Origin of the sequence: Paludibaculum fermentans, assembly GCF_015277775.1 — a bacterium.
GTDB lineage: Bacteria > Acidobacteriota > Terriglobia > Bryobacterales > Bryobacteraceae > Paludibaculum > Paludibaculum fermentans.
In genome coordinates this window covers 4,066,474-4,089,231 of record NZ_CP063849.1, presented here as the reverse complement: position 1 = coordinate 4,089,231, position 22,758 = coordinate 4,066,474, and the positions used below count along the sequence as shown (strand labels likewise).

Annotated in this window: 14 protein-coding genes and 1 pseudogene; 3 read left to right on the top strand and 12 right to left on the bottom strand. The window is 59.1% G+C overall.

The features are described 5' to 3' along the window. Positions 1-29 precede the first annotated feature (29 nt). Positions 30-962, bottom strand: a complete 933-nt coding sequence (locus tag IRI77_RS15960) for a hypothetical protein (RefSeq protein WP_194453037.1) — start codon at positions 960-962, stop codon at positions 30-32. Positions 963-1,059: 97 nt separating this feature from the next. After that, the gene (gene glgB, locus IRI77_RS15955) at positions 1,060-3,225 is read right to left on the bottom strand and encodes a 1,4-alpha-glucan branching protein GlgB (protein WP_194453036.1); all 2,166 of its coding nucleotides are present in this window, start codon (positions 3,223-3,225) and stop codon (positions 1,060-1,062) included. A 19-nt stretch (positions 3,226-3,244) separates the two neighbouring features. On the opposite strand from glgB, the gene add reads away from it, so the two are divergent. The 3 genes from add to IRI77_RS15940 are packed head-to-tail and all read left to right on the top strand — an operon-like array spanning position 3,245 to position 7,169. Continuing rightward, a complete protein-coding gene (gene add / locus IRI77_RS15950) occupies positions 3,245-4,180 on the top strand; it encodes an adenosine deaminase (RefSeq protein ID WP_194453035.1) in 936 nt (311 codons plus the stop codon). Positions 4,181-4,200: 20 nt separating this feature from the next. Beyond that, positions 4,201-4,941, top strand: coding sequence for a DUF3142 domain-containing protein (locus tag IRI77_RS15945; protein ID WP_194453034.1), 741 nt, complete (start codon positions 4,201-4,203; stop codon positions 4,939-4,941). After that, positions 4,938-7,169 (top strand): hypothetical protein, encoded by a 2,232-nt coding sequence (locus IRI77_RS15940; RefSeq protein WP_194453033.1) that lies wholly within the window; start codon positions 4,938-4,940, stop codon positions 7,167-7,169. Before IRI77_RS15945 ends, IRI77_RS15940 begins: the two co-directional genes overlap by 4 nt. Before the next feature lie 278 nt (positions 7,170-7,447). Here IRI77_RS15940 and IRI77_RS15935 read toward each other — a convergent pair whose 3' ends face one another. The 10 genes and pseudogenes from IRI77_RS15935 to IRI77_RS15890 form a co-directional block, all read right to left on the bottom strand. Further along, positions 7,448-8,026 (bottom strand): LOG family protein, encoded by a 579-nt coding sequence (locus tag IRI77_RS15935; protein ID WP_194453032.1) that lies wholly within the window; start codon positions 8,024-8,026, stop codon positions 7,448-7,450. Between the two features lie 864 nt (positions 8,027-8,890). Further along, complete coding sequence (locus IRI77_RS15930) at positions 8,891-10,558, bottom strand: RHS repeat protein (RefSeq protein ID WP_194453031.1); 1,668 nt, start codon at positions 10,556-10,558, stop codon at positions 8,891-8,893. A 509-nt stretch (positions 10,559-11,067) separates the two neighbouring features. Then, positions 11,068-11,805, bottom strand: a pseudogene (locus IRI77_RS15925) (IS256 family transposase); the annotation flags it as partial. A gap of 179 nt (positions 11,806-11,984) precedes the next feature. Further along, positions 11,985-12,830 carry a hypothetical protein gene (locus tag IRI77_RS15920; RefSeq protein WP_194453029.1) on the bottom strand — a complete coding sequence of 282 codons (846 nt, stop codon included), beginning with the start codon at positions 12,828-12,830 and terminating at the stop codon, positions 11,985-11,987. Next, entirely contained in the window at positions 12,817-14,949 is a 2,133-nt protein-coding gene (locus IRI77_RS15915; protein ID WP_194453028.1) for an RHS repeat-associated core domain-containing protein, read from the bottom strand. Before IRI77_RS15915 ends, IRI77_RS15920 begins: the two co-directional genes overlap by 14 nt. A gap of 367 nt (positions 14,950-15,316) precedes the next feature. Further along, positions 15,317-15,781 (bottom strand): hypothetical protein, encoded by a 465-nt coding sequence (locus IRI77_RS15910; protein WP_194453027.1) that lies wholly within the window; start codon positions 15,779-15,781, stop codon positions 15,317-15,319. An 847-nt stretch (positions 15,782-16,628) separates the two neighbouring features. Further along, positions 16,629-18,767 carry an RHS repeat-associated core domain-containing protein gene (locus IRI77_RS15905; protein ID WP_194453026.1) on the bottom strand — a complete coding sequence of 713 codons (2,139 nt, stop codon included), beginning with the start codon at positions 18,765-18,767 and terminating at the stop codon, positions 16,629-16,631. 442 nt (positions 18,768-19,209) lie between these two features. Further along, positions 19,210-19,830, bottom strand: a complete 621-nt coding sequence (locus tag IRI77_RS15900) for a carboxypeptidase-like regulatory domain-containing protein (RefSeq protein ID WP_194453025.1) — start codon at positions 19,828-19,830, stop codon at positions 19,210-19,212. Between the two features lie 28 nt (positions 19,831-19,858). Beyond that, positions 19,859-22,015 carry an RHS repeat-associated core domain-containing protein gene (locus IRI77_RS15895; RefSeq protein WP_194453024.1) on the bottom strand — a complete coding sequence of 719 codons (2,157 nt, stop codon included), beginning with the start codon at positions 22,013-22,015 and terminating at the stop codon, positions 19,859-19,861. Positions 22,016-22,148: 133 nt separating this feature from the next. Continuing rightward, a complete protein-coding gene (locus tag IRI77_RS15890) occupies positions 22,149-22,568 on the bottom strand; it encodes a hypothetical protein (protein ID WP_194453023.1) in 420 nt (139 codons plus the stop codon). Positions 22,569-22,758 lie beyond the last annotated feature (190 nt).

Sequence of the window (22,758 nt, the reverse complement as noted above, 5' to 3'; positions counted from 1 at the left end):
CTCCATGGAAGCGGCCGAGCCTGAAAGGGCTAGCGGGCTTCGGGCGACGAGGCGTTCTCGAAGAGTTCCCGCCACGAGGCATCGAGGGCGGTCCAGCGGTCTGGCCCGGTGTTATCCCGTTCGGAAAGCGACAGGGAGCCGTGACCACCGGCACACAGGAGTTCAGTGGTAGCGGGCTCAAAGACACTGCCCCAGGAGCCGACGGAGACCGGCATGTCGAGCAGGCGCAAGCAGACGGGGCACCGGCGGCGCTGATCGTTGATGCTCCAGCGGGTGGCGGCTCCGAAAACTGCAATAAAGACGATGCCCAGCACCAGGCCGCCGCCGAGAATCCGCAGCGCCTCCGATTGGATGATTGAGCGTAGAGCGGAGCCGCCCTCGAACCAGAGGCCGACAATGGCCGCCTGGACGGCGAGGGTCTTGATGATGAGATGGAGCCAATAACGCCAGCCGGCTTGCCGTACGGGGAGGCGGCTGATCACCAGTAGCATCAAGGCGATGAGAAGGGCCAGGCCGAGGGGCGCGAGGTAGGCCGCGACCATGTCTCCGCGCGGGTCGTAATGGATGTGCGGGCGGAGCGTCACTGGCAGGGGTTTTGCGTGCTGGACGAGATCGGCCACGCGGCGCACCACCTGGAAGCCGTGGGAAAGCAATCCCGTAAGGGTGATGGTGGCTACGGCGCACACGATGGGGAACCAGGGCCCGCGCTGGGCGTGGAGGATCTGCTCGCGCCGGAAACGGAGTTCAAAGGCATCGGCCCAGGCTCCACGGCAGTAGCGGGCGGCCAGGGCGGAGGCTTCGTTGGTGAGTTCGCCGCGTTCGGCCAGGATCCACCAGTCGCGAAGACCGGACTCCCACTGTTTGCGCCAGGCGGGGCGGGCGTGTGAAGGGCACAGAAAGCTCGCCAAGCGAAGGAGGATGCGATAGGCAATGGGCGGTGCAGCTTGCTCTGGCGGGCTCATACGGCCTCCTTTCTCCGTTTTGGTCACGAAGATAGACGCCGATGGCCCGCGCGAAGTTCCTGGCGCGACGGGTAGAGATAAGACGCCTGGCGGCCGCTTAGCCGACGCGCCGGTAGATGGTGACGGACAGCGGGGGCAGGGTGAGGCTGATGAAGTTGTCGCGGCCCTGCACTTTTCCGGAATTGGTCCGGAGGTCTCCGGAATTGCAGACGCCGCTGCCGCCGAAGTGCTGCCAATCGCTATTCATCACTTCCTGGTAGACACCGCCGGCGGGAACACCGACGTTGTAGTTGTAGCGGACGACCGGCGTAAAGTTGCACACCACCACCAGGAAGTTCTCGTGGTTCTTCGCGCGACGGATGAAGCTGATCACGCTGTTGTCGACATCGCGGAAGTCGATCCACTCGAAGCCCTGCCAGTGGTAATCGACCTCGTACAGGCTGGGTTCGTTCTGGTAGAGGAAGTTCAGTTCGCGCAGGAAGTCGCTGAGGCCGCGGTGCAGCGGGTATTGCAGCAGGTCCCAGCGGATCTGGCTTTGCCAGTTCCACTCCTCATACTGGCCCAGCTCACAACCCATGAACAGGAGCTTCTTGCCGGGGTGGGCAAACATGTAGGCGAGAAAGACGCGGACGTTGGCGAAGCGCTGCCACTCGTCGCCGGGCATCTTGCCGATGAGCGAGCCCTTGCCGTGAACCACTTCGTCATGCGAAATGGGCAGGACAAAGTTCTCCGTAAAGGCGTAGAGCAGGCTGAACGTGATGTGGTTGTGGTTGAAGCGCCGGTAGACGGGATCGCTCTTGAAGTAAGCGAACATGTCGTGCATCCAGCCCATGTTCCACTTCATGGTGAAGCCGAGGCCGCCGGAGTAAACCGGGTGGGAGACGCCGGCGTATGAGGTGGACTCCTCGGCGATGGTCACGGCGCCCGGCACGGTATGGGCCTCTTCGTTGAACTTGCGGAGGAAATCGATGGCCTCGAGATTCTCGCGCCCGCCGTACTTATTGGGGATCCACTCGCCGGCTTCTCGAGAGTAGTCGAGATAGAGCATGGAGGCGACAGCGTCCACGCGCAGGCCGTCGATGTGGTACTCCTTCAGCCAGAACAAGGCGTTGGAGATGAGGAAATTGCGGACCTCGTTGCGGCCGAAGTTGAAGATCAGCGTGCCCCAGTCCTTGTGCTCGCCCATGCGCGGGTCGTCGTGCTCGTAGCAGGCGGTACCGTCGAAACGGGCGAGTCCGTGAGCGTCCTTGGGGAAATGAGCAGGAACCCAGTCGACGATAATGGCGATGCCGTTCTGGTGGCACTGGTCGACGAAGTAGCGGAAATCGTCCGGATTGCCGAAGCGGGCCGTGGGCGCGAAGTAACCGACGACCTGATAGCCCCAGGAGCCGGAGTAAGGGTGTTCGGCGATGGGCATGAGCTCGAGGTGCGTGAAGCCCATGCGCTTGACGTACGGAATCAGGTGAGCGGCGAGTTCGCGGTAAGAGAGGGGCTCGCCGTCTGGATTGCGCATCCAGGATTCGAGGTGGAGCTCGTAGACGCTGATGGGGCGCTCCAGCCATTGCGTGCGTGAGCGTTGGTCCATCCACTGCTGGTCCGACCACTGGTAGCGCTCGAGGTTCCAGACGATGGACGCCTGCTTGGGCGGCTTCTCGCTGGCGAAGCCGTAAGGATCGCACTTGAGGCCGGAGACGCCGTAGATGCGCGAGCGGACGAAATACTTGTAGACCTCGCCTTCGCCGATCTTGGGAATGAAGAGTTCCCAGATGCCGCTGTCGCGGCGGCGCATGGGGTGGCGGGCGGTGTCCCACTGGTTGAAGTCGCCTGCGACGCTGACCATTTCTGCGTTCGGGGCCCAGACAGCGAAGCGCACGCCGGGGATGCCGTCGACCTCGGTCATGTGGGCGCCCATACTGTGCCAGGACTGGTAGTTGGTCCCTTCGGCGTGCAGATGGAGGTCGAAGCTGCTGAGGAGCGGGGCGAAGCGGTAAGGATCCTCAAGTTCGACTGAGCCGCCGCGCTGCTGCTCGATGTGGATCCGGTAGGCGCCCGGGTCCTCCTTCATTCGGGCGGCATACACGCCTGTGTCGTGAACACGCTCCATCGGGATGGTGGAGTCGTCGGGCAGGCGAACGGACGCGCTGGCCGCCTGAGGCAGGAGAGCTCGGATGATCCAACCGTCTTCGTCCTGATGAGGACCGAGAACGGAGAACGGATCACCGTGGTAGCCGCCGACGAGGGCATCCAACTCACCTGGCTTCATGCGGCTATTATGTCAGTTCATGGAGCTTTCTTCACTGGACAAAGCGGAACTGCACGTTCACCTGGAAGGATCGGTGACCCCGGAGACTCTGCAGGAGATCGAACCGAAGCTCTCGCTGGAGGAGATTCGGTCGCATTATCGTTACGAGAACTTCCTGGGGTTCCTGCAGAGCTACAAGTGGGTGAACCTTCATCTGAAAGCCCCGGAACACTTCGGCCTGATCACGCGGCGGCTGCTCGAAGACCTGGCCCGGCAAGGCGTGCGCTATGCCGAGGTCAACGTGAGCGCGGGCGTAGTGCTGTGGCGGGGCATGGAGTTGGGTCCGGTGTTTGACGCGATTGCCCTGGCCGCGCAGGAGGGCCCGATCCCGGTGCGGTTCATCTTCGACGCGGTGCGTCAGTTTGGACTGGAGCATGTGTGGTCCGTGGCCCGTGCGGCCGTTGGGTTGAAGGACCGGGGTGTGGTCGGCTTTGGCGTGGGAGGCGACGAGGCGGGCGGCCCGGTGGAGCAGTTCCGCGAAGTGTTCGACTATGCCCGGGCGAATGGCCTGAGGTTGGCTCCGCATGCGGGCGAGACCGTGGGTCCGGCAAGTGTCTGGGCGGCGCTCGAGTGCGGAGCGGAGCGGATCGGGCACGGCATCCGGTCGATAGAGGATCCGGTGCTGGTGGCGCACCTGCGAGACCGGAATATCCCGCTGGAGGTGTCGATCTCCAGTAACGTGTGTACCGGCGCGGTGGGTTCGTTGAAGGAGCACCCGGTGCGGCGGCTTTATGACGCCGGTGTCCCGATTATTTTGAACACCGATGATCCGCCGATGTTCCATACGACGCTTATCAAAGAGTATGAGATCGCTCGGGACGAGTTCGGATTTGGCGAGGCGGATCTGCGGACGGTGGCGGAAAATGGCTTCCGGTTCGCCTTCGGCCCTGTGCCGGGTTTCCCCTTCAATTCATAATCTGAGCTAATTTGAGGAAAATGCCTTCCAGAAGCGAATGGTGGCCGCGGATCATCTGCGCGGTCATGCTGATGGTGTGCGCGCAGGCGGGACAGAAACCGCCGGCCGTGATGGTTTGGGCTTGGGAGCAGCCGATGGATCTGCGGAGGCTGGACAAAGCCCGCGTGGGCGTGGCATTCTACGCCGCGATTCTGGGACCAGGGCGGGACGGGCAAGTCAGTGTCGACCTGAGGCGGCAGAGCCTGCGGACCGCGTTCGGCGTGTACGAGATGCCGGTGGTGCGGCTCGCCTCCTACGGGATGGGCGCCCGGCAAATGGCGAGCGCGGCGGCAGCGGTAGTGAAGATCGTCCAGACGACCAAGGCCCGAGCCGTGCAGGTCGACTACGACGCCCCGGTGTCGGAGCTGGAGAATTACCGGGGATTGCTGCGGGAGCTGCGAACGCGGCTGGGGCCGGATGTCTTCCTGTCGATGACCGCGCTGGTGTCGTGGTGCGGCGCGGATTCGTGGATGAAGGATCTGCCGGTGGACGAAGTGGTGCCGATGGCGTTCCGCATGGGGTCGGAAGATCCGGTGTGGCGCAACATGCTGGCGGCAGGGCGGGATTTCGCTGCTCCAGTTTGCCGGGATAGCCTGGGCGTGACGCTGGACGAGAAAATGCCCACGATCCCCCCGCGGCAGCGCACTTACATCTTCACGGGCTGGAACCAGCCGGAGACCCGGCTGGACGAGCTGATTCAGAAGCTGGAGCAGAAGCAATGAAGGCGGCGATCTGGACGGTGGCAGGCCTGCTGGCGGCCGTGGGCGTGGCTTGGAACTGCGGGCCGTTCCTGCCGGTGGCGGTGTTCTCCTATGCCCGGCATCCCGATTTGCCGCGAACCCGATTCCTGCAGGGTGATTTGGGGGTCCTGCGGCCGGCCTACGCGCAATCGTACCTGGTGGTGGCTTACCGGTATATGTCGGGCGTGGGGCTCACCGCACGGGAGCGGGAAGGCGTCCGCGATTACTGGCGGGACCGGGCGACGGGCCGGGCAGACCACGACGAGACCGACTGGTATCGGAACTGGACCGATCTGGTGGGCCGCGTGAACGGAGGACAGCCGGCTCCGAAGACCGCGGAGACGACTGGGGAGGCTCCTTTGGCCTACCAACCGCGGCTGCATTCCTGGGTCATCAACTGCGCGGAAGACGCGTTCAAGACAGCAGTGAGGACGTACGAGTCGCGCAGCAGGCAGTTTGGGGCGCAGAGCCAGGGCGTCCGGTCGTGGATGGTCGCGCAGCAGAAGGTATTCGAGAACTGCGAGATGGAAGACTCCGTCATGCCTGCGCCGGCGGAGGCGGAGCTGCCCGAGGTGTTCAAGCAGGATCGGGCTTACCAGATTGCCGCGGCTCATCTCTATGCTGGGCACGCGCAGGCGGCGATCCAGGGATTCAAATCGATTGCGGCCGACGCGGCGTCGCCGTGGAGCGAGATCAGTGCGTACCTGGCGGTTCGGGCTCGTCTGCGCGGGGCCGAAAGCGAAGGCGATCTGGCCAAAGTGCGTGACGAGAGCCTGGGCATCCTGAACGAGCCAAAGCTGGTGCGGATCCACGGGATGACTCGTACCCTCCTACGCCGGGCCGACGTGGGTGCGAAGCGAGCCGAGACATTCCGTGAAATGGCCAGGTCGCTGGCCGGCCCCAACGAAGATGGCAGTATTCGCGAAGACCTGTGGGATTACACCGGCATGTTCGACACTCTGGCCGGCACGCCCGAAGCGGAGGAGGAAGACCTGACGGATTGGATCCATACGTTCCAGCAGGACACGCCGCAGGCAACGCTGCACGCATGGGCGCGGTGGCGCGAGCGGAAGTCGCTGCCGTGGCTGGTGGCCGCGCTGGAGAAGGCCAACTCGCGCGATGCCGGGATCCAACAGTTAATGGAAGACGCGCGCGGCGTGAGTCCGAAGTCGCCGGCCTTCGTCACGGTGGCCTACCACCGCCTGCGCTTGAGTGTCGCGGCGGGACAGAAGGCGCAGAGCCGGGCGGAGTTGGACGGGTTGCTGGCTGGGCGGCCGGTGAAACTGCCGGCCAGCGCCAGGAACCTGTTTCAACCGCTCAGGATGACAGTGGCGCCGACGCTGGACGAATTCTTCCTGTTCGTGGCCCGGGTACCCGTGCTCGAAACCGACAACATGGACGACGCGGAGTGGCCGAGGGAAGCGCCGAAGAGGCTGAATCCGCTCATCGACACCGGCGGCGCGAACGCATTGAACGAGGCCGTCCCGTTACGTCATTGGGCTACTGCGTTGCAAGGACAGCGGCTGCCTGGAGAGATGCGGAAACGGCTGGTGCTCACGATGTTCGCCAGGGCGGCCTTCGCCTCGCAGTGGAAGGAACTGGATTCGGCGGCCTCTCTGCTGGAAGGGGTCCGGCCGGACCTCAAGGATCTTCTGGCTGGCGTCCAAGCGGCACATGACGAACGAGAGAAGAAATTCGCGGCGGCCTTCCTGCTGCTGCATACCCCCGAGGCGAAAACCTATGCCCGCGCCGGCTCCGAGCGAACCGCCCAGGACCGTCGCCTCGACAACTACCGCGACAACTGGTGGTGTCCCGACGCCGCGGATTATCAGGCCGGCAATTTTCTGCTCAGGGACCGCTTCTCGGAGTACGCCTCCCCGGAGGAGCGCAAGGGTCCACCGCAGCCCCGTTGGATCGCTCCGGCCTTCCTGAGTGCCGCGGACCTGCAGCAGGCGGCCGAGGAACGGGCGCGTCTGCGGACCGCCGGCAGCGCGCTGAAGGCGCTGGGCAGCACGGCCGTGGAGTGGGCGAAGAGCCACAAGGAAGACCCGCGAGTGCCCGAAGCGCTGGCGCTCACCGTGCGTGCGGCGCGCTACGGCTGTTCGGACAAGGATGACTGGAAGGTCACCCGGGCGGCGTTCCAGTTCCTCCACTTGAACTTTGGCCGCAGCGAGTGGGCGCGGAAGACGCCCATCTGGGTGCAGTACTAGCAGTCTGTGGCGGAAGTCCCGCTAGCCGCGCGGCAAGGGCTTGCGAGCCCAGGGCGCGAAGAGCCGACCGAACTAGTGCCGGCCCACTCGGAGGCCGGCTCGACACTGCCATGGGCCGCAAGCCCTTGTCGCCCTTTGGGTTCGCTCCGCCGCCGGCCCTCCTCCCAGAAAAAGGCGACTCTCTTCGGAGCGGCTTCGAAATTGCACTTTAGCTGCCATTCTGGTACGGGCGGCGGTGCGAACGCGGCTGCGCGACTTCCGCCACAGGCTGCTAGCCGCTAAGGCTGCCGCCACCACTTGCCGGCATCCGGCGCGACGAAGCCGGCCATCCGGTCCAGCAACTCCCCCGGATCGGTCCCTATGTGAATCATCTCGACATGCGCTGGATGGATGAATCCATCGTCCACGGCACGCCGCGCGAAAGTGAGCAGCCCGTCGAAGTAGCCGTCGATGTTCAGCAGGCCCACGGGCTTGGCATGGAACTTGAGTTGCGCCCAGGTGAGCGTCTCGAAGAGCTCGTCGAGTGTCCCAAAGCCGCCCGGCAGCGCGAGGAACGCATCCGAGAGTTCGTTCATGAGCGCCTTCCGGACATGCATGGACTCGACGACGTGCTGCTCCGTCAGTCCTTTGTGTGCGACTTCTTTGTCGACCAGGGACTGCGGGATCACGCCCACCACCCGCCCATTGAGGGCCAGGGCGGTATCGGCCAGCGCGCCCATCAGCCCGACTTGGGCGCCCCCATAGACGAGCGTGTGGCCGCGCTCGGCCAGCACTCGTCCCGTGAGCCGGGCGGCGGTGAAGTAGCTTTCGGAGGCGCGGGCGCTGGAGCCGCAGTAGACACAAACAGATTGAATCATTGCCTATGCCCAGGATGCCATGGCGCAGTGGGCCGAATCAGGGCAGGGTGCCCACCAGGGTGTTCAACGGAGGGAAACACGGAGAGGAGGACAGGCTGATTGGATTTCCCCTCCCGAAACTGGGGACTGCGCAAAGGGCCGCAAGCTCTGGATGCGCCATGCAGGCCGTTTGAGGCCGGCCGGTAGTCCAAACTCAAACTTCCGCGAAGGCCCGGGAAGGGCACGGATGCGGCAAATGGATGTCTGGCCACGCCGGCATTCGGCGATGGTCCAACCTGAGGCTGGGGACGTCGCCAGGGAGATCGGCAGGGCGAAGGAAGTTCCACCAAAGGGAGCGCAGGGAAGAGTATGTTTTCCCTTGACAACTACTTATCATGGATGTCGCCCTTTTGTCGCCATTTTCAATTCACTCAGCTTCCGTCAATAACCAACGAAAGGTACCAGTCGCCCTTCAGAGGAGAGTACAAAAGGTAGTTTCCATGTGTGTCGCGATCTGCAATGGCGACCCTATAGAAATCAAGATTCGGAAGAATCCTCTTAGGGGGAGTCCTACTGTAATAGTATCCTTTGGAGGATGCTCCATTGCTGATCGACGGCATATCTATTCTGAAGCTGACCGAGTCCCTTCCTCGGAATACTTGCACCAGTCCTAGTTCGCGCATTGCACGCCGACATTGACTCCATAGCTCGAGAGTGCAGCCTGACCGAGCAAAACGGTCAGTGCCGGAGGCGGAAGTGAAGCTATGCCCGGAACAGCGAAACTCATCTGGCGCAATCATTTCAATGTCACTATTCGCCGCAATTCTCGAACGAAGATACTCGAATAGCACTTCGTTCTCGACGAATCTCTTGCCGAGCACCACATCAGTCATGTGGTGGCTTCCGACGGAACACCCGCTGAGGAAGAGCGCGGCGTGCAAAATGCCAACGCTTACCCCCGGGCACGCCCGTCTCCATGTCGAGACGCCCCAGTTGGCTATCATGGATAAGATCGCGAATTTCACTTGCAGCCTTTTTCTTTTTTCTGTTCGTAATCGAATCCCTTCTGAATCGACTCAGCGTCAACTGCCTGATCGCCAAAGGGATATTGCAATCCCGGAAGGCCGACGCCGCAGTCTCCTCCTGCGGCACAGAATACCGGTTCTGGGCATAATCCAGACCGGTCGAGACATCCCGTTTATAGGTCGTAAACGTCTCGTCCTGATCCACCGACACCGACCCCGATACCTCTCCATACGGATACACCCGCCCATGAGTCCCGTCCGGACTTCCCAATCGATCCGGCTTCACCCCTGTCCACCCATTCAGAATCAGCCGCCCGCGGAAGTAGACGCGCAGGCGGGCATCGCACAGAAACGACGTCCCGGCTGCCGTGCACAGCGTGTAGGTCCCCAGCACCTCGCCGCCCTGCCCATACACCGTGTACGTCCACGTTCCGCCCTGATACTTCTTCACTCGCAGGTTGCCTGGGCCGTATTTGTACGTCTCCGTCACACTCGGCGTCACAATCTGCGTCATCCGGTTGTCGATATCGTAGGAAGCCGTCACCGAGCCCGACGGCGTCGACCAGTCCGTCATGTTCCCATTCGAGTCGTAGCCAAAGCCCGTCCCGTTCAGCCGGTTCGTCGCCGCGTTCACCGTCTGCACCGTCGACGGGGCCGTCCCCTTCGTCACATTCTGCTGCAGCCGGTTGCCGAATCCGTCATACACCCAGGACAAGCCCCACTCCGGACCCGTCGTGTACGCCGTCGCCAACCGGCCCAACGAATCATAGGTGTAGTTTTCCTCTTCGGTGCTGTTCCAGTTCTTCTTCTGCGTCAGCCGCCCGTCGTTCGCTGTCGCCGAAAACCGGTACTCGATGTCCGAGTAGAGAAAGGTCTGCCTCGTGAGCTGATTCCGGCCGTTGTATTGGAACGTCTCCGCCGAGAGTCCGCCGCTGCCCGAGGGCAACTCCGTCGCCGTATCCACGGTTACGGAGTTCGGCCGGTTGAGCGAAAGCAATTGCCCCGCCGCGTTATACGTGGCAGAACTGACCAGTTGAGTACCCGAGTCGCTGCCCGCCGTCATCCCCTGCAATTGCCCGAGCGAGTCATAGCTGTAGTTCAAGGTCAGCCGTTGCGAGTACATCGCGTAAGACGAGGGCGGCACCAGGTGCCCATACTGCGGGTACACCATCTGCGTCATCCGGCCCTCGGTGTCGTAGGAGTAATCCACCGTGGGCAGCATGTAGATGCCGCCGCCGAAGTCAGAGACCTTGCTGGTCAACAGTCCGGCCGAGGTGTAACTGTAGTGCTCCGCCACCGAGTTCGGGACCGTCACCGCCGCCAGCCGCCCCCACAGATTGCGGGTGGAAGAGTTCGACCCATCGTAGTCGTAAGTGTTCGTCGTCCGCTGGTTCACGTCTTCGGCCCCAGTCGACACCGGATAGCGTTTCACCATCGTCACCCGTCCATACGCATCATAGACATTCTCGACTTTTTGGTTCTTGGCGTCTACCTTGGTCGAAACGCGCCGGGGGTTCAGTTTCCACATGTGCGACTTCCGTTCTCTGAACTCGTCTGCCTATGAAAGCGCGACCCGTCCCAGCGGCAAGTTGGAAGGATTTAATGTGTACTTCGGAGTACGTCGCGTGCGGAGGGTGAGCGTGATGAACTCCTGTATGGCATTACATCGAAGTAAGTTGCTCGACAAGAAGGAGGCTGGCGGGCTACTGGACTTAGGGCGTCCTGGCGTCATCGGTGAGCACAGTGCCACTGTAACTCTTTCTGTTACTGTGGCTTACGGAAAGGTGCACGCCAGGCTGTCCCGGTTCCCGATGGCATTTTGTTCGTGATGAATGCAGACTATTTTGTATTTTATGTGGGATATGGCACAGGATTGGGCGATCTGAGGCGTCTGATGCGATCAATTCGGGCGCGGGGGCCCGAGATCGTCCCGAGAGGGATGGATGACGGGAGCCGGGCTACCGTTCTATGGGTGAGGAGCCCCAATCGCAGGGCGGATTGGGGTTGATCGCGGTGGGACGGGTCAGGCAGTCCCTTTTTCGGGAAGCCCTTCAGCCCATCCACACAAGCCAGGAAGATGTCCTTGACCCCACGATTCTTCAGCTCCGTCAGCACGTTCAGCCAGAACTTGGCGCCTTCCGCGGCGGAGGTCCACATTCCTAGAACATCCTTTCGGCCATTTAAGTTAATGCCCAGCGCCACATAAACGGCTCGATTTTCTACCCGGCCTTCATGCCTCATCTTCACGTAAAGCGCGTCGAGAAACACGATCGGGTAGAACGCCTCCAGGGGCCGATTCTGCCAGGCCCGAGCCTGATCCATGATGCCATCCGTAATCTCGCTGATCAGGCTCGCGCTGACCTCGACCTGGTACATCTCTTCCAGATGTCCCTGGATCTCGCGCGTCGTCATGCCACGGGCGTACATGGAAAGAACCTTCTCGTCGAATCCTGTCCAGCGAGTCTGGTTCTTCTTGATGATCTTCGGCTCGAAGGCACCGGCTCGATCACGCGGAGTCTCCAGCTCCACCTCGCCGAAATCGCCCTTCAGCGTCTTAAGCGAGGATCCATTCCTGCTGTTCCCGCTGTTGGCGCCGGCCGGGTCATGCTTGCCGTAGCCCAGATGCTCAGTTAACTCGCCCTGCAGTGCCCGCTCCAGCACCGCCTTGGTGAGTTGCTTCAGCAGGCCGTTTACGTCGTCTGCCGTTCGACCGTGCTTCAACATCTCATCGATCAGCTCGTCGCTGATCGCCCTATCCTGCTTCTGTCGCTTCATGCCGTTCTCCTATTGTGCCCGGAGAACGTTTACACAGATTTCAGGACACCCTCTCGCTCGGTGAGCAGGCTGCCACAGTAACTCTCTCTGTTACTGCGACTTACAGAAAGGTGCACGCCAGGCTCTCCCCTTCCTTCCCCTTTTTTTTCGATGGGTTTCCAGCTTTGCACAAGAATCGGTCATTTAGTCTCCTCATCGAAGTACAATGGCTTACGGTTTGGATAGGCCAACGAGTCAGATCGGCACCTGACGAGCTGACCGGCGGCCACGCAGGCTAGATACTTGCCCTGCCTGATCTCTTCAATGCTTTTTGCCTCGTCTTGAGCGCTAAATATATCTGTGGACGGACCTGAATAAGCACTGAAAAAGGCATCGGTGCGAATAATGGTTATTACGTCTAGTCCGGCCGTCGCTCTTATGGTTGTGACAATCTCCAGGGCTTTGCTATTTTCGGGAAGCTTCTTCGCTCGAAGGAAGAGCCGCAGATTTTCAGTACCCGTACGAGACTTCTCCATTTCTTTCTTCGTCCAGGCTGTTGGTAATCCTCGCAGCCCAATGATTTGCAATTCCTCTCCGGCCACATTGAGCATACGGGCGTCATGATTTCCAGCAATGTTGTAAATGGAAACTCGGTGTCCTTTCATGATTCGGACGGTCGCGTCTTGACCACTACGGAATACCTCTCCCAGCTCTCTCGTCGACCAGCCCTGAATCTCATCAAAACCGGGCCTCGAGTCCGCGAGGCCGGTTGTGTTCATACCAAGTTGTAAATGACTTCGTGGACTTCCCATGAGTAGATGCGCAAAGGTAGTACCAGGTGGCAGTTCCGCAGCAAACCTGGCAAACTCCTTCTCGATGCGACCGGGCGTAACTCCGCCTTCCTCGGTAAGTACGATTCGCTCCGCCGTACCCAGGGCTCGCGAATCGATCAGGATTTCGCTCTTGGAAGCAAGCCGGCAACTATTCGCACCAAAAATTAAGAGTGCTGCCAGGATAGCCAGTGAAAGTGACCTACTGCTCGCCATACTTGGCTCTCCATTTGCGTATGTCACAGTCCGAATCAAGCAGGAATGCAGACACGGCGGTACTCGCGTCGCTACCTGAATTGAAGTCCCGGTTCAACAGCTCTTTGGCGAGCCCGATATCATCCAAGCCCGTGTAGACATGAAGCATCTCATGAACAAGTGTTCCGTTTTGGCCTCTGCCATTGAGGGAACTAAAAATCCCTCCGAGAATGATGGTATTTGAAGGCCTTGAGTTAAATTCGGACACGAATCCAGACATCAGTGGAAATTGCTTGAAGTAGTCTGCAACAGTGCCGGAGCGGTTTAGCCCAAAGTCCTCCAAGCGCTTCTCGTAAATGTAAAATTGATTTGCATCGAGAAACCCAGTTTTGTCGACCTTGGCTGTCATCTCCGCGAGAGTCCAATGGGACCCGAGCACATCCCGACAATTGCGAGATAACCGGTCAATTGCGTTCTTTGCCTGTGCTCTTTTCTCAACTTCGAAGTCTCGTTGCTCAAAGAATCTTCCCCAGGTTGCCTCCGCCGTGGCGGCAAGGTCGAAGCCAGGAAAACCGAGAAATGATCTCCACATGACATTCTCATACGTTCTTCCATACGCCGTTGTGCAAACAACTACCCAATTCTCACTTGCACGGCAACTGACTAGCCCGCTGGGGTCAAGGAGGTTAACTGGATCATTTTCAACATAAGTATAGCGATTCCATGATTGTGGATCCTCTACCCCCCCGCTCGCTCGGTACGGATCCGCACTCGTGAACCTGCCCCACGAACTCGCGTAATACCGATTCTGGGCGTAATCCAACCCGGTCGAGACATCTCGTTTATAGGTAGTGAACGTCTCGTCCTGATCCACCGTCACCGACCCCGAAACCTCTCCATACGGATACACCCGGCCATGCGTCCCATCCGGGCTCCCCAGCCGGTCCGGCTTCACGCCCGTCCATCCATTCAGGATCAGCCGCCCGCCGAAGTACACCCGCAGCCGCGCATCGCACAGAAACGACGTCCCGGCTGCCGTGCACATCGTGTAGGTCCCCAGCACCTCACCGCCCTGCCCATACACCGTGTACGTCCACGTTCCGCCCTGATACTTCCTCACCCGCAAATTCCCCGGCCCGTACTTGTAGGTCTCCGTCACACTCGGAGTCACAATCTGCGTCATCCGGTTATCGATGTCGTACGAAGCCGTCACCGAGCCCGACGGAGTCGACCAGTCCGTCATGTTCCCATTCGAGTCGTAGCCAAAGCCCGCCACGTTCACCGTCTGTACCGTCGACGGAGCCGCTCCCTTCTTCACATTCTGCTGCAGCCTGTTGCCGAATCCGTCACACACCCAGGACAAGCCCCACTCCGGACCCGTCGTGTAGGCCGTCGCCAACCGGCCGAGTGAGTCGTAGGTGTAGTTTTCTTCCTCCCCGCTCACCCAGTTCTTCTTCTGCGTCAGCCGCCCGTCGTTCGCTGTCGTCGAAAACCGGTACTCGATGTCCGAGTACAGGAAGGTCTGCCTCGTGAGTTGGTTCCGACCGTTGTACTGGAACGTCTCCGCCGAGAGTCCGACGCTGCCCGAGGGCAACTCCGTCGCCGGGTCGACCGTCACCGAGTTCGGCCGGTTGAGGGTGAGCAATTGACCGGCGGCGTTGTAGGTGGCCGAAGTCACCAGATTGGTCCCCGAACCGCTGCCCGCCGTTATCCCCTGCAACTGCCCCAGCGAGTCATAGCTGTAGTTCAAGGTCAGCCGTTGCGAGTACATCGCATAGGACGAGGGCGGCACCAGGTGCCCGTACTGCGGGTACACCATTTGTGTCACCTTGCCCTCGTTGTCGTAGGAGTAATCCACCGTGGGCAGCATGTAAATGCCGCCGCCAAAGTCGGAGACCTTGCTGGTCAACAACCCGGCCGAGGTGTAGCTGTAGCGCTCCGTCACGGAGTTCGGGACCGTCACCGCCGCCAGCCGGCCCCACAGATTGCGGGTGGAGGAGTTCGACCCATCGTAGTCGTAGGTGTTCGTCGTCCGCTGGTTCACGTCTTCCGCCCCAGTCGACACCGGATAGCGCTTCACCATCGTCACGCGTCCATACGCATCATAGACATTCTCGACTTTTTGGTTCTTGGCGTCCACCTTGGTCGAAACGCGCGGGGGCTCAGTTCCGGCATGGGCGACTTCCGCTCTCCGAACTCGTCTGCCTATGAGAGCGCGACCCGTCCCAGCGGCAATTTGGAAGGATTGAATATGTACTTCGGAGTACGCCGCGTGCGGAGGGAGAGCGTGATGAGCTCCTGTATGTTATTACATCGATGTAAGTTGCTCGACAGGAAGGAGGTTGGAGGCTACTGGACTTCGGGCGTTCTGGCGTCGTTCGGTGAGTAGATTGCCACAGTAACTCCTTCTGTTACTGTGGCTTACAAAAGGTGCACGCCAGGCTGTCCCGTTTCCGATTCCCCGCTTCTGTTCCACTAATAGTGGAAGCCCACTTTGAGAGCGGTTCTCATCCTGATTGTCGCCCCGTTTGAACCATTTTCTCTCTTATAGACAAAGGGAGACCGATGAACTCTTCCTCTGTGAAGTGAAGTAACACGTCTTCTTCGTGACATATTGACTCAAATATAACACTGCCATCGTTCCTGTAAATGGCCAGATCTTCTGGCATCTCTGGTTGAAGCCAAAACCATCTGCCTGCCTGCTCGACGATCGCTGAGAGTGAGTGGGGCGTGCATCGATAAAACCTCACATTTGCCTTTGCGCCATATAGAACCGTTCCAGGCCAATGATTGGTTTCCGTCTCACATATTAACCATGGGACAAGACTGTCCAAAAAGGCATCGAGGTGTTCCGATGTTCCTAGCTGCAATTGGACTGTGAGGCTGAAGCGGTTTGCGTCGCCCCAAATGGCTTTCACTGTTTGAATAAATGTTTCTTTGCCATTCGAGAGTGCTATAAGGTTACGATTCATCTCTTACTCATGGCCTCCGTGTAATCCGTCGTGCTATCGCCATGTCTACCCCAAATTGCCCACCATCCCAAAGTCACAACTGCAGGGAACAACTGCCGCCGCACATAGCATAATTCGCCGTGAAGGCCATTGATGGGCGCCAGCGTCATCTTGCCGCGGGCAACGACTGACACCCACGTGTCCTGGCCGGCAAAAGAGCTTTCCGATCTGTGATCCAGACGTGAAGACATCACATCTCCCATCTTGCCAGAGTTGGAGCCCGCCAGAGTGGTCATCGAATCAGGTTTCTTGTCTGGTGTCAATCGCATGTCAACCCGGCTAGTCGCGTGAAAGCGGATCGAGCGGTTTTCTTCATCAAAGTACGTGCGAACTTCTCTTCGTTAGCTTGGCGGTAGTTCTGTCGGCCGCGAAACCAATTCAGGGCGGTGACGCACCATTTGCGCGAACTTGTGATGGTCCGGGAGACACATCGATGATCGCAATTACATATCTCATTTTGCGGACGCCACACCAGCGAGCTACGAGTAGCGACGCTGATTGCTCACTCTAGCACACCTCACCTTTACTCACCATAGGAAGGCGTGCGCTGTGTTCGCCCATTGCATCTTGGGATTGGATGATCCTGGCCTGCAAATTGATCGAGGCTGCACCAAGACAAATCAATGTGCATACGGCGCTCCACCTGTCGGACGAGAGCGATCTAGCTATATTCATTACTTTGAGTACCGCCTCTAAGGCAGTCCATTATATCCTATCATTATCGGTCTGCAATGCCGCGTGTACTGAGCATGCCAAGCATATGCGAACCCACACATTCAGCAATGAGCAGGCGGTAAGCCGTCAGGAATTATGGCCTCACTGGTATATGGTCAATCGGGCCAATGTGGACATGAGGGATCGTGAAATTGCGATTGGGGTGAGCCTCTGGCCCCCTGAAGTATACCCCATACTCCTTCGCCCAGTCTCTCATTATGTCCACTTCTTGCGAATTGAGGCCTCTTCTTTTGAATTGCTTAGCCAGGTCGATTAGCGCCGATTCATGTGAAACAAAGCGCTTTGCAATGCGAGTTCCTCCCGCCAATTGCCCACCAATTGGAATCATTGAAGCCGCCGAGAGAGCGGCATTTCCCCAGTCCCCCTGCGCTAAGTAGATAGCCCCGTTGAGCCCATCGGCAACTTCGCCGATGCCAGGGACTAAACCAGCGACATCAAGTCCCGCCTGGAATAGACTGAGGAGATTAGTTTTGACTTGATCGAACTGTCCTTCGTGTGAATGCTCCGAGGTAGTGTCGTCGTCAAAAATAATCGTAGAGGTAATTTTAAATCCCTTGGCAGCTCTATCAATAAATGCCTCGGTAACCATCGCGGAATATGAGTCATACGCTGCTTGCAGTGCGGCGGGCATTCCGGTCATTGGATCAAAGGACCAGCCCCCGCCGCCAGACTCCTGCTGGCCTCCATTCTGCCTGCACGCGAGCTCGTCCCAAGTGGTCGCTGACTTTATGCATCCGTTGATCACATCCGGTGAATCGGGAGCAGCTTTGTTCGTTCCTGCCGGATCCCCAAAATTCACTGGGTCACCCTCCACATACGCATACCGGTTCCAGCTTTGAGGACTCGCCGGCCCCCCGCTAGCCCGGTACGGATCCGCCGTGGCAAACCTCCCCCAGCCACTCGCATAATACCGATTCTGGGCATAATCCAACCCCGTATAGACGTCTCGTTTATAAGTCGTGAACGTCTCGTCCTGATCCTCCGTCACCGACCCCGAAACCTCCCCGTACGGATACACTCGCCCATGAACGAAATCCGGACTCCCCAACCGGTCCGGCTTCACCCCCGTCCACCCATTTAGAATCAGCCGCCCGCCGAAGTACACCCGCAGCCGCGCATCGCACAGAAACGAAGTCCCGGCTGCCGTGCACATCGTGTAGGTCCCCAGCACCGCGCCGCCCTGCCCATACACCGTGTACACCGTCGTCCCGCCCTGCGACTTCCTCACCCGCAAGTTCCCCGGCCCGTACTTGTAAGTCTCCGTCAAGCTCGGAGTCACAATCTGCGTCATCCGGTTGTCGATGTCGTACGAAGCCGTCACCGACCCCGACGGCGTCGTCCAGTCCGTCATGTTCCCATTCGAGTCGTAGCCAAAGCCCGCCCCGTTCAGCCGGTTCGTCGCCGCATTCACCGTCTGCACCGTCGACGGAGCCGTCCCCTTCGTCACATTCTGCTGCAGCCGGTTGCCGAATCCGTCATACACCCAGGACAAGCCCCACTCCGGACCCGTCGTGTACGCCGTCGCCACCCGCCCCAACGAATCATAGGTGTAGTTCTCTTCTTCGGTGCTGTTCCAGTTCTTCTTCTGCGTCAGCCGCCCATCGTTCGCTGTCGCCGAAAACCGGTACTCGATGTCCGAGTAGAGAAAGGTCTGCCTCGTGAGCTGATTCCGGCCGTTGTATTGGAACGTCTCCGCCGAGAGTCCGGCGCTGCCCGAGGGCAACTCCGTCGCCGGGTCCACGGTCACGGAGTTCGGCCGGTTGAGCGAAAGCAATTGCCCCGCCGCGTTATACGTGGCAGAGCTAACCAATTGAGTACCCGGGCCGCTACCCGCCGTCATCCCCTGCAACTGCCCCAGCGAGTCATAGCTGTAGTTCAAGGTCAGCCGTTGCGAGTACATCGCATAGGACGAGGGCGGCACCAGGTGCCCGTACTGCGGGTACACCATCTGCGTCATCCGGCCCTCGGTGTCGTAGGAGTAATCGACGGTGGGCACCATGTAGATGCCGCCGCCGAAGTCGGACGCCTTGCTGGTCAACAACCCGGCCGAGGTGTAGCTGTAGTGCTCCGTCACGGAGTTCGGGACCGTCACGGCCGCCAGCCGCCCCCACAGATTGCGGGTGGAGGAGTTCGACCCGTCGTAGTCGTAGGTGTTCGTCGTCCGTTGGTTCACGTCTTCGGCCCCAGTCGACACCGGATAGCGTTTCACCATCGTCACGCGTCCATACGCATCATAGACATTCTCGACTTTTTGGTTCTTGGCGTCTACCTTGGTCGAAACGCGCGGGGGCTCAGTTCCGGCATGGGCGACTTCGGCTCTCCGAACTCGTCTGCCTGTGAGAGCGCGACCCGTCCCAGCGGCAATTTGGAAGGATTGAATGTGTACTTCGGAGTGCGCCGCGTGCGGAGGGTGAGCGTGAAGAATTCCTGTATGTTATTACATCGAAGTAAGTTGCTCGACAAGAAGGAGGCTGGCGGGCTACTGGACTTAGGGCTTCCTGGCGTCATCGGTGAGCACAGTGCCACTGTAACTCTTTCTGTTGCTGTGGCTTACAAAAAGGTGCACGCCAGGCTGTCCCGTTTCCCGAGGAATTATCAGTGTCCTCATTCCTGGAGGCCTTAATTGTGGAACGATACGAAGGAACAAGCCGCAATCACTTGAGCCGAATCCGGTTTTGATATTGTCCAGGTGCGCCTAAGTCTAATTGAGAGGAGAAGACAACTTCGCCATTCACCTCAACGGTTCCACTATAGACGCCGGGCGACACCTTCAGGAAGTACTGCCCTAGCGAGTTGGTCAGTGAACAACTCACACTTTCTCCCCGGCGGAGGCACACTTTGGCACCAGAGATGGTCAATTTGTCCCTCTGAAGCACGCCGAAAAAGCGCCGACTAGGGTCTTCAGCGCCTATTTCGCCTTCTAGCACGGGGCCTGTTCGCAGGGTTATATCAAATTCAATGGTCCGGGGAAAGGCGACCTTCAGCTGGGAATAGCTAACAGTCAAGAAACCGGGAGCAGTTGCTGTTAGTGCATATGCGCCATCAGGCAAGGGGGGCGATACATATCGCCCGTTCTTCGCGTGAATAGTTATGTTTTCAAATTGATGATCAATTGGCTCGATCTTAATAACTGCTCCAGCTACGGGAGAACCTGCTAAGTCAGATACCTTTCCGGCGAACGTGAATTGCGCCGGCTGAAGTTGGCTCGCTTCAGCTCCAAGGCCGAACGCTATCAGCGCACTCGCTAGTCTGAGGAGTGGTAAGTTAAACGTCATGCAATCTCCACCTTCTCGAATGCTTGTTTCATTTGCCAAAACAGTGCGATTTTACGGCCATGGTTACTCCTTCTGAGCCAGAAACCGTCTCACCGCTGGGAAGAGTTATTTGCTGATTGGGGTCGGCATCTGCCCCTACGACTCCGATCCAATGCAGTAGTTCGTGTATCAAAATTGTCTGCTGCATCTCATTCATGCTCAGACCATTGAATACTGGTGCAGACGTTGCCGGCGTTCCGTTTTCCAGTAAATTAGTAAAGAAATAACGATTTGTAAATAAAAATATAGCACCACCACTATCATGACTCGTAAACCCGCCAGTCCCTGGTTTTGCATCGGGGACTGCCGCAGAAGAGATTAGGACGATGGGGACTTGGTCCATGAACTGAGCTGCAGAATCACTGAAAGCACCGAATAGGCCGGCACAGTCCGTATTTGATCTTAAGAGTGAAGATGACTGCGCCCGAACTCCTGCAACGATTTGATTGTTTATGTAGTTGGGATCAGCTGGGACTGGATCCGGAGATTCTGGTGGAGGCGCAGGGCCGGGCCCAACCCCAGGCTCACCTCCCGGACTGGGATCTGTAAAGTAGCAGGTAAGCCAATGTTCTGGGTCAAAGTATGGACATACATATCCGGGGTTCATTGCTTGAAGTCCCTTCGGGTCGATGTGATTTACTGGGTCTCCCTCCACATACGCGTACCGATTCCAAGACCCCGGATTCCCCGCCCCCCCGCTAGCCCGGTACGGATCCGCCGTGGTAAACCTCCCCCATGAACTCGCATAATACCGGTTCTGAGCATAATCCAGCCCGGTCGAGACGTCTCGTTTATAGGTAGTGAAGGTCTCGTCCTGATCCACAGACACCGACCCCGAAACCTCTCCATACGGATACACCCGGCCATGCGTCCCATCCGGACTCCCCAGACGGTCCGGTTTCACGCCCGTCCACCCATTCAGTATCAGCCGCCCGCCGAAGTACACCCGCAGCCGCGCATCGCACAGAAACGACGTCCCGGCTGCCGTGCACAGCGTGTAGGTCCCCAGCACCTCGCCGCCCTGCCCATACACCGTGTACGTCCACGTTCCGCCCTGATACTTTTTCACTCGCAGGTTTCCTGGGCCGTATTTGTACGTTTCCGAGACACTCGGCGTCGTGATCTGCGTCATGCGGTTGTCGATGTCGTACGAAGCCGTCACCGACCCGGACGGCGTCGACCAGTCCGTCATGTTCCCATTCGAGTCGTAGGCGAACCCTGCGCCGTTCAGCCGGTTCGTCGCCGCGTTCACCGTCTGCACCGTCGACGGGGCCGTCCCCTTCGTCACATTCTGCTGCAGCCTGTTGCCGAATCCGTCATACACCCAGGACAAACCCCACTCCGGACCCGTCGTGTAGGCTGTCGCCAAACGGCCGAGCGAGTCGTAGGTGTAGTTTTCCTCCTCCGTGCTCACCCAGTTCTTTTTCTGTGTCAGCCTCCCGTCGTTCGCTGTCGACGAATACCGGCAATTGATGTCCGTGCCCAGGCCCGTCTGCTCCGTTAACTGATTCCGCCCATTGTACTGGAACGTTTCCGCTGAGAGACCCACCATGCCGGAAGGCAGCTCCGTCGCCGGGTCCACCGTCACGGAGTTCGGCCGGTTGAGAGAGAGCAATTGCCCGGCGGCGTTGTAGGTGGCTGATGTCACCAGATTGGTCCCCGACCCGCTGCCCGCCGTCATCCCTTGCAACTGCCCCACCGAGTCATAGCTGTAGTTCAAAGTCAGCCGTTGCGAGTACATCGCATAGGAGGACGGCGGCACCAGGTGCCCATATTGCGGGTACACCATCTGCGTCATCCGGCCCTCGGTGTCGTAGGAGTAATCGACGGTGGGCACCATGTAGATGCCGCCACCGAAGTCGGACGCCTTGCTGGTCAACAACCCGGCCGAGGTGTAGCTGTAGTGCTCCGTCACGGAGTTCGGCACCGTCACGGCCGCCAGTCGCCCCCACAGATTGCGGGTGGAAGAGTTCGACCCGTCGTAGTCGTAGGTGTTCGTCGTCCGTTGGTTCACGTCTTCCGCCCCAGTCGACACCGGATAGCGTTTCACCATCGTCACGCGTCCATACGCATCATAGACATTCTCGACTTTTTGGTTCTTGGCGTCTACCTTGGTCGAGACGCGCTGGGGGCTCAGTTCCGGCATGTGCGACTTCCGCTCTCCGAACTCGTCTGCCTATGAGAGCGCGACCCGTCCCAGCGGCAATTTGGAAGGATTGATTATGTACTTCGGAGTACGCCGCGTGCGGAGGGAGAGCGTGATGAACTCCTGTATGTTATTACATCGATGTAAGTTCCTCGACAAGAAAGAGGTTGGAGGCTACTGGACTTCGGGCGTTCTGGCGTCGTTCGGTGAGTAGATTGCCACAGTAACTCCTTCTGTTACTGTGGCTTACAAAAGGTGCACGCCAGGCTGTCCCGTTTCCGTAATTAAGCGTCAGCCGCGGGAAAATGTCGTAAGTCGTGGGGGTGTTCTGGCGCCCGTGCTGCGGATAGACCATCTGGGTCACCTTGCCCTCGTTGTCATACGAGTAATCGACTGTCGGAATCATATAGGAGCTGCCGCCGAAGTCGGAAGCCTTGCTCGTCAGCAGTCCCGCAGCCATGTAGCTGTAGTGCTCCGTCACCGCACCCGGAACCGATACAGCCGCCAGGAACGATCGAACACTTGGCAATAGGGGCTCCAGCCTCATTTCCATCTACTTATTTCTATCTATCTCCTCTTGTTCTGCTACGAAAGTCATTTGACACCCACGTGTCGATTGTTTTCGTAGTGGAGAAATAAAAAGCAGACATGACCGAACTCGCAATTTCCGGAGGGGTCAGTGGAGGTTTAAATAGCAATAGGTTAGGATTCCGTGATGCGGCGATGACATCTTGAAATTGCCA